This is a genomic window from Occultella glacieicola, from assembly GCF_004353825.1.
In the GTDB taxonomy this organism is placed as follows: domain Bacteria; phylum Actinomycetota; class Actinomycetes; order Actinomycetales; family Beutenbergiaceae; genus Occultella; species Occultella glacieicola.
In genome coordinates, this window is sequence record NZ_SMNA01000007.1 from 300,452 (window position 1) to 317,163 (window position 16,712).

Consider the following 16,712-nt stretch of genomic DNA (forward strand, 5'->3'; position numbering starts at 1 on the left):
CCGCTACGCGCGGTCCTCGGTGTCGCCGGGGTTGGTGCCGGTGCGGGGCCCTTCGTGACCGTCGGGGCCGTCGCCGGGTTCCTTGGCCGGCTTCGTGCGCTCGGCCGGCCCGCTCGGCGGCAGCGCCGGGGGAGTGGGCGGTTCCGGGGCCTTCGTGACCTCCGGCGGCTTCGGCCGGTTGAGCCCGGCCAGGAACTCGGGGTCGTCGTCGGGCGCGACCGGCCGGGACGGACGCCGCTGGCTCCGGGGTGCGCGGTACTCCTCGGGGCCGGCGTCGCCGCGGGCGGCGACCGGCAGCCGCGACACGACCAGCCAGATCAGGGCACCGACCCCCGGTGCGATGATGATCATGGCCACCCAGAGCCAGGTCGGCAGCCCGAGGCGCCGCCGGTCGTCCTCGGTGCGGGTGACGTCGAGAATGGCGTAGGTCATGAGGCCGATGATGGCCAGGACGAGCAGGAACCTCATTGTCAGAGCCTACGCTGAGTCCATGGCTCTCCTCATCTACAGCGTGCTCCGGATCCTGCTGGTGGTCGCCGCCGGTGCCGTGCTGTATCTGCTCGGCCTGCGCAGCTGGCTCCTCGTGCTGGCCGCGGTCCTGGTCGGTGCGGGCCTGTCCTACGTGCTGCTCGAGGGGCCACGTCGAAAGGCCGCCGATGCGGTGGCCGCGCGGCGGGCGGGCGGGGACCGGTTCTCCCGGGCGCTCGCAGACGAGGCCGCGGAGGAGGACGCGGAGGCCGATTCGATGGCCAGACTCAGGCGGGAGGCTCGATCGGAGCCCGTCCGCTCAGGCGGTGCCGAGGAGCAGGGCGGCCAGCAGGACCAGGCCGAAGGCGAGCTCGAGGAGTCCGGTGTCCCGCAGGACTCCGATGAGGTCGCGACCGGTGGCCCCGCCGAGGACCCGGCGCGCGAGGATCACGACCACCGGCGCCAGTAGCAGGAGCAGCAGCGCCCACGGGGTCCACGCGGTCACCGCGAGCCCGGCGAGCAGCGCGCCCACGACCATCGCCACGTAGGCGCCCCGCGCCCGCCGCACCCCGAGCCGGACGGCCAGGGTGCGCTTGCCGACGCCGGCGTCGGTGGGGATGTCGCGGATGTTGTTGGCCATCAGGAGCGCGCACGCGAGCAGGCCGATCCCGACCGCACCGAGGACGGCCGGACCGGTGATCCGCAGCGCCTGCGAGTAGGTGGTGCCGAGGGTGGCGACCAGCCCGAAGAACACGAACACCGCCACCTCGCCCAGGCCCCGGTACCCGTACGGGGAGCGTCCGCCGGTGTAGAACCAGGCGGCCACCACGCAGACCACCCCGACGGCCAGCAACCACCACACCCCGGACACCGCACACAGCGCCAGCCCGAACAGTCCGGAGACCCCGAACGCGCCGAATGCCGCGGCCTTGACCCGCTTCGGCGGGACCGCACCGGACGCCGTCAGCCGTTGTGGCCCGACCCGGACGTCGTCGGTGCCGCGGATGCCGTCGGAGTAGTCGTTGGCGAAGTTCACGCCGACCTGCAGGGCCAGGGCCACCCCGGCGGCCAGCAGGGCGCGCAGCACCGACGCCGAGCCGACGAACGCGGCCGCGCCGGTGCCGGCCAGAACGGGTGCGACCGCCGCCGGCAGGGTGCGCAGCCGGGCCCCCTCGAGCCAGTCACTCACCGAGGGCATGCGGACTCCGTTCCTGTGGGCAGGCACCCGGGATGGAGTGCGCTAGCGAGGATATAGCGCCTGGTCTGTGGCATGAGCATCTACCTGGTGCCCCATCCGTAGGCGACGCATCACGTCGACGTCGCCCACCTGAGCCGGACCGCCCACCTCACGCCGTAGGCAGCGGAACCGTCGAGGAGCCGACCCCGAGAGGCGACGCCGCCCGGCTAGCCGTGCTGCTCGCCCAACCCGGCGGCGAGGTCCGCGGCCGCGCTCGCGGCCACGGCCCGCCGGTCCACCTTGCCGGGTCCGCGCAGCGGCAGTCCCGCGCGCACGAGCAGGGCGCGCGGCGCCGCCGGGCCACCGCCGGCAGCGGCTCGCACGGTGGCCAGGTCGGGCGGGGCGACGCCGGGCCGGGGCACCACCACGGCCGTGACCGACTCGCCCCATTCGGCGTCCGGGACCCCGACCACGGCCACCTCGGCGACCGAGTCCAGCGCGGTGATCGCCCGCTCCACCGCGGCCGGGTGCACGTTGAGGCCCCCGGTGACCAGCACGTCGTCGACGCGCCCGAGCACGGCGAGGGTGTCGCCCTCCAGGGTGCCGGCGTCCCCGGTGCGCAGCCACCGGCGGCCCGCGAACTGCACGAACGGGTCCGGACCGTCGTCGAGGTAGCCGTCGGCCAGCACGGCCCCGGCGAGGTGGATCCGGCCGTCGGCGGCCAGCCGCACGTCGACGCCGTCGAGCGGGACGCCGTCGTACACGCAACCGCCACAGGTCTCGGTCATGCCGTAGGTGGTCACCACCGGGATCCCCGTCTCCCGGGCAGCGGCCAGCACGCCTCCCGCGGTGGCCGCGCCGCCGACGAGCACGGCGGCGCAGGTGCGCAGGAGGTCGACGGCGGAGCCGCCGTCGGTCAGGACCCGCACCAACTGCGTGGGCACCAGGGAGAGGTATCGGGGCACGTCGGTGCGCATCGCGCGCAGGCCGGCGGCCAGGGCCGCCGGCGTGAACCGGCCGGGGCGGACCACCACCGGGACGGTCCCGGCCAGGACCGAGCGGATCAGCACCTGCAGGCCCGCCACGTGGTCGGTCGGCAGGGCGAGCAGCCACTGCCCCGGTCCGGACAGTCGGGCCTCGGTGGCCGCCGCGCTGGCCCGAAGCGCCGCCGCGCCGAGTGCGACCGGGCGGCCGACGCCGCTGGTCGAGCCGGAGGTGGTCAGGATGGCGGCGGTGCCGGACCCGGCTCGATCGGCGACCGCCGTCGTCGTCGGGGCGTTCGTGACCGCCGGGCCGGTGCCGTCGAGTGCCGCCGTGATCGCCGCGAGCAGGTCGTACGGCACCGGGGCCGGCCGGTCGTCGGGGCCGGCTGCGGGACCCGGTTGACCGGGGGTGGTGGATGCGGGCACGGACCCAGCGTAGGAGGCGGCCGGTCGCTCCCGGCACTGGGGCTAGAGTAAGCGCGATGTTCAACGCGACCAGAGCCGGGATCCGGCGCAGGAACGCCATCGGGATCCTCGCCGCCGCACTCCTCGTGCTGGTCGGATGCTCGGGGCAGCCCGAGGAGCCCGCCACCGAGATCGTCGAGGTCCCGCCGGAGGTGGTCGTCGCCAAGGCCGCCCCGCCGGAGCCGGCCGCCGTGATCGGCTGGCCGTTGACCGGCGTGCCCGGCGAGGTGGTCGAGCGCCCCGCGATGTCCATCAAGATCGAGAACTCGAACGCGTCCCGCCCGCAGACCGGGCTGCAGGCGGCGGACGTGGTCTGGGAACAGATGGTCGAGGGCGGCATCACCCGGTTCAACGCCGTCTACCACTCGACGCTCCCGGCCGAGGTCGGCCCGGTGCGGTCGGTGCGCCCGATGGATGCCGGGATCTCCGCGCCGTACGGAGGCCTGATCGTCTTCTCCGGAGGGCAGTCCCCGTTCGTGCAGGCGGTGCGGGACGCCGGACTGCAGGTGCTCAGCCACGACGGCGGCCAGGCCGGCTTCTACCGCACCCCGGACCGGTTCGCACCGCACAACCTGTACGGCACCCCGCAGGAGTTCCTCGACCAGGCGGACGACTCGCACAGCGCCCCGCCGCCGGAGCAGTTCGCGTTCGCCCGGACCGCCGAGGCGGCCTCGGCGGTCACCGCGGGAACCGCCGCGGGCTCGATCGCGGTGCACTTCCCGCAGGCGCACCCGGGATGGACCTGGGACGCCGGGCAGGGGCTCTGGCTGCGCACCGAGGACGGTGCCCCGGCCACCACGAGCGACACCGGGCAACTGACCGCGGTGAACGTCGTGGTGCTGCGCGTCGACGTCGTCACGACCTCCTACACCGACCCGAGCGGCGCCTCCGTGCCCGAGACCGTGATGGCCGGCTCCGGGGAGGCCGTGGTCGCCACCGGCGGACGAACGATCACCGGGACCTGGACGAAGCCCGACGACGCGTCGCCGGTCACGTTGACCACCGCCGACGGTGCCGTCATCAGGTTGGCCCCGGGCAACACCTGGGTCGAGCTGCTGCCGACCTCGACCGGATCGATCTCGATCGGCTGACGTCGCGCCACCCCGCCGCAGGATCCGGCAACGCCGCAGAGCCCGTCCACCAGGCACCACCCGACCACAGGGAGAATCCCGTGTCCGCACCCGTACGCATCGCCGCCCAGCTCCAACCACAGCACGCCCCCGACTACGGCCTGATCCGCGACGCGGTGCTGCGCGCCGAGGACGCCGGGGTCGACATCGTCTTCAACTGGGACCACTTCTACCCCCTCAACGGGGACACCGACGGTCACCACTTCGAGTGCTGGACGATGCTCGGCGCCTGGGCCGAACAGACCGAGCGGGTCGAGATCGGTGCGCTCGTGACCGGCGGCGGATACCGCAACCCGGACCTGCTCGCGGACATGGCGCGCACCGTGGACCACATCAGCGGCGGTCGGCTGATCCTCGGCATCGGGGGCGGCTGGAACGAGAAGGACTACGAGAACTACGGCTACGAGTTCGGCACCCCGGGCACCCGTCTGGACCTGCTCAAGGAGTACCTGCCCCGGATCCGGTCCCGGTTCGAACAGCTGAACCCGGCCCCGGTGCGCGAGATCCCGATCCTCATCGGCGGGGGAGGGGAGCGCAAGACGCTGCGCCTGGTCGCCGAGCATGCCGACATCTGGCACTCCTTCTCGGATCTGGAGACCCTGCAGCGCAAGGGCGGCATCCTCGCCGACCACTGCGCCGACGTGGGCCGGGACCCCGCTCTCATCTCCCGATCGACCTCCTGGCCGGGCGCGGACGAGGCCGAGCAGTACGTGGCCGAGGGGGTTCGGCTGTTCACGATCGGCGTCAGCGGACCCGACTACGACCTGACCACGGTCCGCGACGCGCTCGCCTGGCGCGACGCGCGTTAACGCACCGACCACAGCCGGCACCCGGCCGTTGCGAGGTCGCCCCGCGGGCGGTCGCCCCGAGCAGTCCGACGGGACCGGGCCCCGACCACCCGAGGTCAGTGGCCGCCGTCGTGCCGGTACAGCCGCGCCTCCTCCTGGTCCAGCAGGTGCTCGGCCTTGGCGAGCGAGGTCGAACGGTGCACCCCGAGCGAGCGTGCCTCGATCAGGGCGGCCCGCTCGGCCTCGAGCACCCGTCGGCGCAACCGGACGTACACGGCGTGCGCGCCGCCGTCGCCCCCGGTCTCGCGGACCGCTGCGGCGCGCAGCACGCTCTCCGCGCGGACCCTGGTCAGGATCGTCGGCTCCACGGGCTCCTCACCCTCCAGCGCGGTGTCGCTGACGGTGGCCAGCCCGGTGGTGCTGATCTCCTCGAGCAGCGAGGCGAGGTCGTCGCGCTCACGCTCGGCGCTCGCGCCGGTGACCCGAAGTCGGCCGATCAGGGCGGGCAGGGTGCCGCCCTGCAGCAGCAGGGTCACCAGGGCGACCGTGAACGCGACCAGGATCAGCTGGGGCCGGTAGGGCAGGTCCCGGGGCAGCGACTGGGCCGCGGCGAGCGTGACCACACCGCGCATCCCGGACCAGCCCAGCACCACGCCACCGCGCCAGCCGAGGCCCTCCGCGGTGAGCGAGTCCACGTCCGCGCGACGGCGCGCCAGCATGCGGCTGATCCGGGACGCTCGGGCCCGCACCCGCGGATCGTCCGTCGGGGCCCCGCGCAGCCGGTCGAGTGCCTGGTCCAGGTAGACCCCGCGGGTCTGCGCCCGGCGCGCGTCTCGGCGCAGGCTGGCGATCAGCGGCACCATGAACGCGAACCGGACCACGATCAGCACGGCCGTCATGAGCAGGCCGATCAGGACCGCGGAGCCGACGCCGAGGTCGTCGTCCTCGACCTGCACCACGAGGGTCGCCACCTCGGTGCCCATCAGGAGGAACACGCCGTTCTCGAGGATGAACTGCACCGTGCGCCAGTTCAGGCGCTCGCTGATCCGGTCCTGGGCGGTCAGCCGGGTGGCGCTGCGATGCCCGGCGACCAGCCCGGCCACCACCACGCTGAGCACCCCGGAGGCGCCCAGTTCCTCGGCGGGCAGATAGGCGATGAATGGCACCGCGAACGAGATCGAGGTGTTCAGCACCGGGTTGTTCAGCCGCGCCCGCACCGCGACGGTTGCGAACCCGATCGCGATCCCGACCCCGATGGCGACGGCGACCGCGAACACGAAGTCACCGACGAATCCCCACAGCGAGACCACCCCTGCGGTGGCGGCGATCGCGGACCGAAGCAGCACCAGCGCGGTGGCGTCGTTGACCAGGCCCTCGCCCTCGAGCACCGTGACGAGCCGCCCGGGCAGCCCGAGCCGCTTGCCGATGGCGGTGGCCGCCACCGCGTCCGGCGGGCTGATCACGGCGCCGAGCGCGAACGCGGCAGCCAGGTCCAGGTCCGGGAAGATCAGGTAGAGCAGGTACCCGGAGACTGCGGTGCTGAGGATCACCAGCACCACCGAGAGCCCGGTGATCGCCTTGAGGTTGCGCCGGAAGTCCATCAGCGGCACGTTCACGGCCGCCGAGTACAGCAGCGGCGGCAGCACCCCGACCAGGATCCACTCCGGGTCGACCTCGACCGAGGGCGCGAACGGAAGGAAACTGAACAGGCTGCCCACGACGATCAGGATCAGCGGCGCGGCCACCCCGAGTTTCGGCGCGAACCTCGCCACCAGCACGATCGTGACGATCGCGGCGACGGCGGCGAGTGCGTACTCCATGACAGAAACCTACGGGGTCGCCCGCCGGCATCAGACCTCGGGATGACGGCGCCATGGTGCCTCGGGAGGAGGGCGCCGGCCGGAGTCGCGCTCCGGGCACGATGTGCACGGCAGCGGCGGTGAGCAGGATCGGGACATGGCCACGATCACCCCCGCACCCACCACTGCCCGCGCGGCCCTGCCCGCGCGTCCACGACCCACAGCGCCCACGCAGCCGCGTCCCACCGGCCCGGCCGTGCCCGCTGTGCCCACCGGCCGGGCCGCGGACGACCGCGGAACGCACGCGCCGCCGTCGACCCGGTTCGCCGCCGTGGACGCCCGCCCGCGGCCGGTCCGCGACGGCCTGCTGCCCGCCACCCTGTCCCTGCTCGCCGTGCTCGGAATCCTCACCGGCCTCGCGGCCGCCGCGGGTTGGGTGGTCCGACTGCTCGCCGACTACATGCTCGGCTGAGCCCGGCTCAGAAGTAGTACGGGAAGCCGGACCAGTCCGGCGGCCGACGCTCGAGGAACGCGTCCCGCCCCTCGACCGCCTCGTCGGTCATGTAGGCCATCCGGGTGGCCTCGCCGGCGAACACCTGCTGCCCGGCAAGTCCGTCGTCGGCCATGTTGAACGCGAACTTCAGCATCCGGACGGCCTGCGGCGACTTGGTCGCGATGATCGCCGCCCATTCCAGGGCCCGCTCCTCGAGCTCCGCGTGCGGGACGGCCTCGTTGATCGCGCCCCACGCCTGCGCCTGCTCGGCGGAGTACGCACGGGCCAGGAAGAAGATCTCCCGGGCGCGCTTGTCGCCGACCTGCCGGGCGAGCAGCGCCGAGCCGTACCCCGCGTCGAAGGACGCCACGTCGGCGTCGGTCTGCTTGAACCGGCCGTGCTCGAGGGAGGCGATGGTCAGGTCCGCGACGACGTGCAGGCTGTGTCCGCCACCGGCCGCCCACCCGGGCACGACGGCGATCACCGGCTTGGGCATGGTGCGCATCAGCCGCTGCACCTCGAGGATGTGCAGTCGGCCGGCCCGGGCCGGATCGACGGCGGCCCCCTCGGCCCCCTCGGCGCCCTCGGCGCCGTCGGAGGAGTACCGGTACCCGTCCCGGCCACGGATCCGCTGATCGCCGCCGGAGCAGAACGCCCAGCCGCCGTCCTTGGGGCTCGGCCCGTTGCCGGTGAGCAGCACGGCGGCCACGTCCGGGCTCATCCGGGCGTGGTCGAGGGCGCGGTAGAGCTCGTCGACCGTGTGCGGGCGGAACGCGTTGCGGACCTCGGGCCGGTCGAACGCGATCCGGACCACCGGCAGGTCCCGTGGCCGGTCGCCGGTGCGGTCGACCCCGCGGTGATAGGTGAGATCGGTGAGGTCGAAGCCGGGGACCTCGCGCCAACGCTGCGGGTCGAACAGGTCGGAGACCTGGGCGGGGAGGGGAGCGGAGTCAGTCACGCTGACACCTTAGGACGTGCGGCCGGTGCCCCCACCAGCATCGACACCGTCGCCCTATCCTGAACCGGTGAACCCCCGTGTCTACGCCACGCCCCTGCGCACCCGCTTCCGTGGGCTGGACGTCCGGGACGGCGTGCTCGTGGCCGGGCCGGCCGGCTGGGGCGAGTTCTCCCCGTTCTGGGACTACGACATCGCCGAGTCCGCGGCGTGGTGGCGCGCGGCGCACGAGGCCGCCACGCTCGGCTGGCCCGCCCCGCGGCGCACCCGGATCCCCGTCAACGTCACGGTGCCGGCCGTCGGTCCGGACCGGGCCGCCGAGATCGTGGCCGCCTCCGGCGGATGCACGACGGCGAAGGTCAAGGTGGCCGAGCCCGGCCAGTCCGTAGCGGACGAGCAGGCCCGCCTCGAGGCGGTGCGGAGCGCCCTCGGCCCGGGCGGCCGGATCCGCATCGACGCCAACGGCGCCTGGGACCTGGACACCGCGCTCGGCCGGCTCGCGGTCCTCGACCGCGCCGCGGGCGGGCTGGAGTACGCCGAGCAGCCCTGTGCCGACGTCGCCGACCTGGCCGCGCTGCGACGTCGGGGGTCGGTGCCGATCGCCGCGGACGAGAGCATCCGGCGTGCCGAGGATCCGATGGCGGTGGTCCGCGCCGAGGCCGCCGACGTCGTGGTGCTCAAGGTGCAGCCGCTCGGTGGTGTCCGCGCGGCCCTACGGATCGCCGAGGAGGTCGGCCTGCCCGTGGTGGTGTCCTCTGCGCTCGAGACGTCCGTCGGCATCGCGGCCGGGCTCGCGCTGGCGGCGGCGCTGCCGACGCTCGAGCACGCCTGCGGGCTCGCCACCGTGCACCTGCTCACCGCGGACGTGGTGGCCGACCCGCTGGTCCCGGTCGACGGCACGATCGCGGTCCGCCGGCCCGAACCCGATCCGGCCGCGCTCGAGGCGACCGCGGCCGACGACGTTCGGACGGCCCGGTGGCGCGCCCGGCTGGACGCCGTCGCCGAGCTCACCGGCCTGGCCGTTCCGGTCGGTGCGGACGCCTCAGCCGGGACCAGGGGCGGGGCGGTGTCGCGGTGAGCGCGGAGCCGAGCGGCCCGGCCGACCCGACCAGGCCGACGAGCCCGACGAGCCCGACGAGCACAGCCGCGCCCGGCACTCCGGTGCCGTCCGCCGCGACCGCCCGGGCCCTCGTCGGTGAACTCGTCGCGGCGGGGGTGCGCGACGTGGTGCTCGCCCCCGGCTCGCGCAGCGCCCCGCTGGCGTACGCACTGCTCGCCGCCGAGCGAGCCGGCTGGCTTCGCCTGCACGTGCGCGTCGACGAACGCAGCGCCGGGTTCGTGGCCCTCGGCATCGCGCGGGTCCGGCCGGCCGCCGTGGTGACCACCTCCGGCACGGCCGTGGCGAACCTCCACCCGGCGGTCCTCGAGGCGTCCCACTCGGGTGCGCCGCTGCTGGTGCTGTCCGCCGACCGTCCGCACGAGCTGCGCGGCGTCGGTGCGAACCAGACCACGGACCAGGCGGACCTCTTCGGCTCCGCGCTGCGGTGGTCCGGCGAGATCCCGGCCGACGATGCCGTGCCCGCCCGGGGCGTCCGGACCGCGGTGGTGCGGGCGGTCGCGGCCGCCCGCGGTCTCCGGTCCGCCCACCCCGGGCCGGTCCAGCTGAACGTCGCCTTCCGGGACCCGCTGGCACCGGGCGACGACTGGGTCCCCGGCCCACCGCCGACGACCAGCACCGAGCTCACCCCCGCCGCGGTGTCGGCGCCGACGGTCCTGGACCGCGGGCCCCGGACCGTGATCGTGGCCGGCGACGGCGCCGGTGCTGCGGCCGTCCGGCTCGCCGCGGTCAGTGGCTGGCCCGTGCTCGCCGAGCCGGGCTCGGGGGCCCGGCACACGGCCGCTGCGGTCTCCGGCTACCGGGTCCTGCTCGCCCACCCCGGGCTCGGGCCGCGCATCGAGCGGGTGGTCGTGCTCGGACGACCCACGCTGAGCCGGCCCGTCTCGGCGCTCCTGGCCCGCACCGAACCGCGCGTCGTGGTCGTCGGCCCGGGGCCGGACTGGGTCGACGTGGCCGGCAACGCGGCCGCGGTCCACGGCGCCGTCGACGTGGCGGGTGAGATCACGATCGACGAGCGCGCCTGGGCGGGCCGGTGGGCGCTGGCCTCGGCGGCCGCGGAGCGGGCGCTGGCCGACGATCCCACGAACGAGGCGGTCCCGACCGCCGAGCGGTCCGGCCCGATGGTTCCCGATCCGCTCGACGGTGCCCGGGTGGCACGGGCCGTGCTCGAGGCCGGCGGCACGGTGATGCTCGGTTCGTCGATGGCGATCCGGGACGCCGATCTGGCCGCGCCGGTCGGCGCCGGTGAGAACGCCGCCCGGGTGTTCGCCAACCGGGGCCTGGCCGGCATCGACGGCACCATCTCCACCGCGACCGGGCTGGCCCTGGCCACCGGGTCGCCGGTGCGTGCGCTCATCGGGGACCTGACCTTCCAGCACGACGTCGGCGGGCTGGCCCGCGGCAGGCTCGAGCCGGAGGTGGACCTGCAGGTGATCGTGCTCAACGACGACGGCGGCTCCATCTTCGCCACCCTCGAACACGGCACCGCCGCCCACGCCGAGGACTTCGACCGGCTCTTCGGCACGCCCCAGGGCCTCGACCTCGGCGCACTTGCGGCGGGCTTCGGGGCTCGGCACCGGGTCGTCGCCACCTCCGCGGATCTCGCGGCGGCCCTCGCCGACCCCGGACGCGGCCGCAGCGTGGTGGAGGTGCGCCTGGACGGGGGCACCGCCCGGGCTCGTGCGCTCGCCCTGACCGGGCGGATCGGGGACGCCGTGGCCGCCGCGCTGGCGGACGCGGAACCGTCGACGAACTCCCAGGAAGCTCCCAGCCCGGGTCGAGGTGACCGCAAGGTCGATCGACTGAAGTAGTGCTCACAACGATCTTGGAGGATCCGATGAGCACACCGAACCCCGCGCCGGGCTGGGCGAACCCGCACAGCGACCGGCCGCACCCCGCGTCGGCTCCGGGCAGCCGGCCGGCGCCGGGCCCCGCGGCCCCGCAGGCCGGCGTGAACCACTCCTACCCCTACGCCGCCCACTCCAGCACCCCGGGGTCAGCGGCGGGCGCCACCACCGGCATCCCGGGACCGCAGCCCTACGGCGCCTCCGGCCCGACGCCCCAGCCCGCCACGTTCGGCCAGGGCTCCGGCTGGCAGACCCCGCCGCCCGCCCCGGCCAGGACCGCGAAGCGGCCCCGGACCTGGCTCGCGGTCACCGCGGCCGCCGTCCTGGCCGCGGGCCTCGCCAGCGGGGGCACGGCCGCCCTGCTCCAGAACGGGTCGGGACCCGGCACCCTCACCCAGGCCGACGCGCCGGTGACGGTGCCGGTGTCCGCTGACGGCTCACCCGACTGGGAGGCGGTCGCCGCACAGGTCCGCCCGAGCGTGGTGGCCATCACCTTCTCCTCCAGTGCCGGCAGCGGCGCCGGGTCCGGGGTCATCATCGACTCCGCCGGCCTGATCCTGACCAACAACCACGTGGTCGCCGACGCCCAGTCCCTGACCGTGACGCTGTCCGACGGCCGGCTGTACGAGGCGCGGATCGTCGGCACCGACCCGACCACCGACCTGGCGGTCATCGAGCTGACCGACCCGCCGAGCGATCTCGAGGCGGCGACCCTCGGCACCTCCGACGACCTGGCCGTGGGCGAGTCGGTCATGGCCGTCGGGAACCCCCTCGGCCTGGACAGCACCGTCACCACCGGGATCATCTCGGCGCTGGACCGCCCGGTGAGTGCCTCCGGCGGTCAGGCCCAGGACACGGTCGTCACGAACGCGATCCAGATCGACGCCGCGGTCAACCCGGGCAACTCCGGTGGGCCGCTGTTCGACGAGTCCGGACGCGTCATCGGCATCACGTCCTCGATCGCCACCCTGAGCCAGTCCTCGGGCAGCATCGGACTGGGCTTCGCGATCCCGGTGGACCTGGCCACGAACGTGGCCGACCAGCTCATCGAGAACGGCTCCGCCGAGCACGCCTACCTCGGTGTCTCCCTGACCGACGACACCGCGACCGCCGACGGGGTCACCCGGGCCGGGGCCGCGGTGGCGCAGGTCGGCGAGGGCACCCCGGCCGCGGAGGCGGGCCTGCGGGAGGGGGACGTCATAGTACAGATCGACGACCACGCGACCGGAGGGGCCGAGTCGCTGACCGGCTGGGTGCGCACCTACAACAGCGGCGACACCGTCACCCTGACCGTGATCCGCGGCGGCGAGTCGGTCGAGGTGGAGGTCACCCTGGCCAGCAGGGAAGCGGCCTCCTGAGCTCGGTTCGTACCGTTCAGGAGCGCAGGGCCGAGCGCATCGGCTCGAGCTTCGCGTCGGACTCGGCCACCTCGTCGGCCGGGTCCGACGCGGCGACGATCCCGCAGCCGGCGAACAGCCGCAGTCCGCGTGAGTCCGCGTCCACCTCGGCGGACCGGAGCGCGATGCCCCACTCGCCGTCGCCGTCCGCACCGATCCAGCCGACCGGGCCCGCGTACCGGGCCCGGTCCATCTGCTCGTGGTCGGCGATGACCCGTGCGGCCACGTCCGTCGGGGTGCCGCACACGGCGGCGGTCGGGTGCAGCGCGGCCGCCACCGCCAGCGAACTCATCCCGGCGTGCGGTCCGTCGAGCACCGCGGTCACGTCGCTGGCCAGGTGCATCACGTTCGGCAGGTGCAGCACGAACGGGGCGTCCGGGGCGTTCGTGGACGCGACGAACGGCGCCAGCGACCTGGTCAGCGAGTCGACGGCGAACTCGTGTTCCTCGAGGTCCTTCGACGATCGGGCCAGGGAGCCCGCCCGGGCCAGATCCGCCTCGTCGTCCCCGCTGCGCTGGATGGTTCCGGCGAGCACCCGGGACGAGATCAGGCCGCGCTCGCGGCGGACCAGCAGTTCCGGGGTGGCCCCGACCAGGCCGTCGACGGCGAAGGTCCAGCAGGAGCGGTAGTCGCGGCCGAGGTTCGCCAACAGCCGCCGGACGTCGAGCGGCCCGTCGAGCTCGGCCCGGACGTCGCGCGCCATCACGACCTTGCCGACGCCCGAACCGCGGATGAGGTCGATCACGGCGCCCACCTGGGCCCGCCACTGGCGGCGGCTCAGCGCACCGTCGTGGTAGTCCACGCGGGGTGCGTCCAGCAGTGGGACGGCACGGGCGCGGATCTCGGCGATCGTGGGTGGGGGCACCAGGTCGGCGGCGGTGGTGATGGTCGTGACCCAGGCGGTGTCGCCGCGTCGGCCGACCACGACCTCCGGCACCACCAGCGCGCCCCCGGCGGGCGAGTCCGGGGCGAAGGAGAAGGAGCCGAACGCGATCGCGCCGGTGCCGGGCAGCCCCACCTCGTCGCGGACCACCATGTGCTCGGTCAGGTCCCGCCAAGCCGCATCGGCCGTCGCGAACCGGTCCTCGCCGCCGGTCGTGATCCGGGCGGCCTCGCCCCAGCCGATGACGCCCTCGCCCCGCCGCACCCAGGCGGCCGCGCCGTGGGCTCGCGGCGCGGGCAGCAGGGTGAGGAGGTCCGGGAGACCGCCGGCAGGGACGGCGACCGTGCGCGCCACGAGTGTGGTGCTGGCGGTCCTGGGGGCTGCGTCGGTCATCACCGGAGAGCCTATCGACGCCGCGCGGCGTCGCAGGTCCAGGGGCGGGCCCGGCCCCGTGATCCGCGTCACGGCTCCCCGGGGTCCTCCGGGACCATCGGTACCCCGGGAGGGCCGTCACCGTGTCACACGTGTCACCGTGGACGCCCGGCCGTGCGCCATGATGGAGCCATGTCACGCGCCAGCCTGGACAAGGACCCCCGCGAGGTCGCGGGGATGTTCGACGACGTCGCCCGCAAGTACGACGTCACCAATGACGTGCTCTCGCTGGGGATGGACCGGCTCTGGCGGACCGCCACGCTGACCGCCACGTCCGCGCGTCCGGGCGAGCGCGTCCTCGATCTCGCCGCCGGGACCGGCACCTCGAGCGAGGACTACGCGGATGCGGGTATCGAGGTCGTGCCGTGCGACTTCTCGGCCGGCATGGTTGCCGTGGGCAAGCGCCGACGTCCGGACCTGGCGTTCGTGGTCGGCGACGCGATGGCGCTCCCGTTCGCCCCGGACAGCTTCGACGTGGTCACCATCTCGTTCGGGCTGCGCAACGTCGCGGACACCGTCGCCGGGCTCGCGGAGATGTTCCGGGTGACCCGCCCGGGTGGCCGGATCGTGATCTGCGAGTTCTCCACCCCGCCGAACGAGGTCTGGCGGGGGATATACGACCTGTACCGCGACCGTGTCCTGCCCCGGGTCGCGGCCCTGGTGAGCTCGAACACGGAGGCGTACTCCTACCTGTCCGAGTCGATCGCGAGCTGGCCGGACCAGGTGCGCCTCGCGGAACTGATGCAGTCGGTGGGCTGGCGTTCGGTCGGCTACCGGAACCTGACCGGAGGCATTGTCGCCCTGCACCGGGCGACCAAGCCGGGCCGCGCCGGCCGAGCGAATTAGGACAGCCTCACGTCCCGTAAATCGCGCAGAAATCCGCCACTTTCGAGGTGAGGGTCACCTAACCGGAACCATGGTCGAGTCGGGGGTAGCCTAGGCGCGTGACCGGCCGTGCTTGCCGGAGCCGCCCCCCGAGAATCCGTGCCCGGACCGCTACCGGTGCTCGATTCGAAGGATGTCGCGCCCGGCAATAGGGTGGCGGTGAGTACACGAGTCAGGATGGGAAACAGGTGGACAGCGTGGGACACGCACCAGGTGATGATGCGGATGTCATCGTCGTCGGTGCCGGACCCGCCGGCGCGGCTGCGGCGCACTACCTGGCCGCGGCGGGCCGCGAGGTCCTCCTCCTCGAGAAGGCCACCTTCCCCCGGGACAAGATCTGCGGCGACGGGTTGACCCCGCGCGCCGTCTCCGAACTCGTCAGGATGGGTGTACCCACCCATGCCGAGGACGGCTGGATCCGGAACAAGGGGCTGCGCGTGATCGGCGGCGGCCACACCATCCACCTGCCCTGGCCCGAGATCGAGCGGTACCCGAACTACGGCCTGGTCAAGTCCCGGATGGACCTGGACGCCACCCTCGCCCACCACGCCCGCGCGACCGGGGCGAAACTGATGGAGGGGACGAACGTGACCGGGCCGGTGGTCGACGAGCGCACCGGCCGGGTGGTCGGCGTCACGGCCCGCCAGGTCGACCCGAACGGCCGCCGGATCACCGGCGAGCCGGGCACCGAGCGCACCCTGCGTGCCCCGGTCGTGATCGCGGCCGACGGCGTCTCCGCGCGCCTGGCCACCTCGCTCGGGATCGCCAAGAGCGACAACCGGCCGATGGGGGTCGCGGTCCGGACCTACTTCAGGACTCCCCGCCACGACGACGAGTGGATGGAGTCGCAACTCGAGTTGTGGGACGGCGAGGCCGGCCGGTCGAACCTGCTGCCCGGGTACGGCTGGATCTTCGCGCTCGGCAACGGCCTCGCGAACGTCGGGCTCGGTTCCGTCAGCTCCACCGCCAAGGCGACCCAGCTGGACTACAAGGCCCTGATGGCCGCCTGGATGCGCAACGCGCCGCCGGAGTGGGAGTTCACCCCGGAGAACCAGGTCGGTCCGGTCCGTGGCGCGGCCCTGCCGATGGCGTTCAACCGCAAACCCCACTACACCCGCGGCCTGATGCTCGTCGGCGACGCGGGCGGCATGGTGTCCCCGTTCAACGGCGAGGGCATCGCGTACGCGCTGCAGGCCGGCCGGGTCGCCGCGGACGTGGTCGGCCAGGCCCTCGCCCGCACCTCCGACGTCGCCCGGGAGCGCACCCTGGCCACCTACCCGGGCCGCATGAGCGACGAGCTCGGTGGCTACTTCACCCTCGGTCGCCAGTTCGTCAAGCTCATCGAGCGACCCGCCGTGATGCGTGTCTGCACGAAGTACGGCCTGCCCCGGCCGCTGCTCATGAAGTTCGTGCTGAAGCTGCTCTCGGACAGTTACGACACCCGCGGCGGCGACGCCATGGACCGCATCATCACCACTCTGACCCGCATCGTCCCGGCCGCCTGAGCGGGAGAGGAAGAGACATGACCAACCCGTACATCCCGTTGCTGATCATGGGCGGGCTCGCCCTGCTGCTCGGGGTCGGTGGCCTGGCGGCGAGCGCCGTCATCGGGCCGAAGCGCTACAACAAGATCAAGGTGGACGCCTACGAGTGCGGCATCCAGCCCTCGCCGCACTCGATCGGCGCCGGCCGGTTCCCGATCAAGTACTACATCGTGGCGATGACCTTCATCATCTTCGACATCGAGGTGGTCTTCCTGTACCCGTGGGCCGTGAGTTTCGCCGAGCTCGCCGGGTTCGGTCTGATCGCCATGTTTGGCTTCCTGTTCCTGATCACCGTGCCGTTCGTCTACGAATGGCGCCGTGGCGGCCTGGACTGGGACTGAGAGAGGAC

Annotated in this window: 15 protein-coding genes and 1 pseudogene; 10 read left to right on the forward strand and 6 right to left on the reverse strand. The window is 73.9% G+C overall.

Annotation, left to right across the window (positions count from 1 at the left end; genetic code table 11):
* Positions 1-3: 3 nt before the first annotated feature.
* A complete protein-coding gene (locus EXU48_RS16375) occupies positions 4-468 on the reverse strand; it encodes a PLD nuclease N-terminal domain-containing protein (RefSeq protein ID WP_133108732.1) in 465 nt (154 codons plus the stop codon).
* A gap of 22 nt (positions 469-490) precedes the next feature.
* Between EXU48_RS16375 and EXU48_RS25140 the strand changes: the two are divergent.
* Positions 491-664, forward strand: a pseudogene (locus EXU48_RS25140) (DUF4229 domain-containing protein); the annotation flags it as partial.
* Between the two features lie 123 nt (positions 665-787).
* On the opposite strand, the gene EXU48_RS16385 reads toward EXU48_RS25140, so the two are convergent.
* Both EXU48_RS16385 and EXU48_RS16390 read right to left on the reverse strand, forming a co-directional pair.
* Positions 788-1,666 (reverse strand): 1,4-dihydroxy-2-naphthoate polyprenyltransferase, encoded by an 879-nt coding sequence (locus EXU48_RS16385; protein WP_133108734.1) that lies wholly within the window; start codon positions 1,664-1,666, stop codon positions 788-790.
* Between the two features lie 206 nt (positions 1,667-1,872).
* On the reverse strand, positions 1,873-3,054 hold the full coding sequence (locus EXU48_RS16390) for an AMP-binding protein (RefSeq protein WP_235857077.1): 1,182 nt from the start codon (positions 3,052-3,054) through the stop codon (positions 1,873-1,875).
* Between the two features lie 56 nt (positions 3,055-3,110).
* Between EXU48_RS16390 and EXU48_RS16395 the strand changes: the two genes are divergently transcribed.
* Together EXU48_RS16395 and EXU48_RS16400 are read left to right on the forward strand one after the other, a co-directional pair.
* The gene (locus EXU48_RS16395) at positions 3,111-4,184 is read left to right on the forward strand and encodes a DUF3048 domain-containing protein (protein WP_133108735.1); all 1,074 of its coding nucleotides are present in this window, start codon (positions 3,111-3,113) and stop codon (positions 4,182-4,184) included.
* Between the two features lie 80 nt (positions 4,185-4,264).
* The gene (locus EXU48_RS16400) at positions 4,265-5,032 is read left to right on the forward strand and encodes an LLM class F420-dependent oxidoreductase (RefSeq protein ID WP_133108736.1); all 768 of its coding nucleotides are present in this window, start codon (positions 4,265-4,267) and stop codon (positions 5,030-5,032) included.
* Between the two features lie 95 nt (positions 5,033-5,127).
* Here the strand turns inward: EXU48_RS16400 and EXU48_RS16405 are convergent, their stop codons facing one another.
* Positions 5,128-6,831 (reverse strand): cation:proton antiporter, encoded by a 1,704-nt coding sequence (locus tag EXU48_RS16405; protein WP_133108737.1) that lies wholly within the window; start codon positions 6,829-6,831, stop codon positions 5,128-5,130.
* Positions 6,832-6,967: 136 nt separating this feature from the next.
* Between EXU48_RS16405 and EXU48_RS16410 the strand changes: the two genes are divergently transcribed.
* Entirely contained in the window at positions 6,968-7,282 is a 315-nt protein-coding gene (locus EXU48_RS16410; RefSeq protein WP_133108738.1) for a hypothetical protein, read from the forward strand.
* Between the two features lie 7 nt (positions 7,283-7,289).
* On the opposite strand, the gene EXU48_RS16415 is transcribed toward EXU48_RS16410, so the two are convergent.
* Positions 7,290-8,261, reverse strand: coding sequence for a 1,4-dihydroxy-2-naphthoyl-CoA synthase (locus tag EXU48_RS16415; RefSeq protein ID WP_133108739.1), 972 nt, complete (start codon positions 8,259-8,261; stop codon positions 7,290-7,292).
* Between the two features lie 67 nt (positions 8,262-8,328).
* On the opposite strand from EXU48_RS16415, the gene EXU48_RS16420 reads away from it, so the two are divergent.
* The 3 genes from EXU48_RS16420 to EXU48_RS16430 are packed head-to-tail and all read left to right on the forward strand — an operon-like array spanning position 8,329 to position 12,580.
* Positions 8,329-9,336 (forward strand): o-succinylbenzoate synthase, encoded by a 1,008-nt coding sequence (locus EXU48_RS16420; RefSeq protein ID WP_133108740.1) that lies wholly within the window; start codon positions 8,329-8,331, stop codon positions 9,334-9,336.
* Positions 9,333-11,186, forward strand: coding sequence for a 2-succinyl-5-enolpyruvyl-6-hydroxy-3-cyclohexene-1-carboxylic-acid synthase (menD, locus tag EXU48_RS16425; RefSeq protein ID WP_235857078.1), 1,854 nt, complete (start codon positions 9,333-9,335; stop codon positions 11,184-11,186). The genes EXU48_RS16420 and menD overlap by 4 nt, the downstream gene beginning before the upstream one ends.
* A gap of 26 nt (positions 11,187-11,212) precedes the next feature.
* Entirely contained in the window at positions 11,213-12,580 is a 1,368-nt protein-coding gene (locus EXU48_RS16430) for a S1C family serine protease (protein WP_133108741.1), read from the forward strand.
* A gap of 16 nt (positions 12,581-12,596) precedes the next feature.
* On the opposite strand, the gene EXU48_RS16435 is transcribed toward EXU48_RS16430, so the two are convergent.
* Positions 12,597-13,895, reverse strand: coding sequence for an isochorismate synthase (locus EXU48_RS16435; RefSeq protein ID WP_133108742.1), 1,299 nt, complete (start codon positions 13,893-13,895; stop codon positions 12,597-12,599).
* Positions 13,896-14,066: 171 nt separating this feature from the next.
* Here EXU48_RS16435 and EXU48_RS16440 point away from each other — a divergent pair, with 171 nt between their 5' ends.
* From EXU48_RS16440 to EXU48_RS16450, 3 genes are all read left to right on the forward strand, one after another.
* Positions 14,067-14,780 carry a demethylmenaquinone methyltransferase gene (locus EXU48_RS16440; protein ID WP_133108743.1) on the forward strand — a complete coding sequence of 238 codons (714 nt, stop codon included), beginning with the start codon at positions 14,067-14,069 and terminating at the stop codon, positions 14,778-14,780.
* A 236-nt stretch (positions 14,781-15,016) separates the two neighbouring features.
* Positions 15,017-16,324: a geranylgeranyl reductase family protein gene (locus EXU48_RS16445; protein ID WP_207947779.1), complete on the forward strand. Its 1,308-nt coding sequence runs from the start codon at positions 15,017-15,019 to the stop codon at positions 16,322-16,324.
* Positions 16,325-16,341: 17 nt separating this feature from the next.
* Positions 16,342-16,704: an NADH-quinone oxidoreductase subunit A gene (locus EXU48_RS16450; protein ID WP_133108745.1), complete on the forward strand. Its 363-nt coding sequence runs from the start codon at positions 16,342-16,344 to the stop codon at positions 16,702-16,704.
* Positions 16,705-16,712 lie beyond the last annotated feature (8 nt).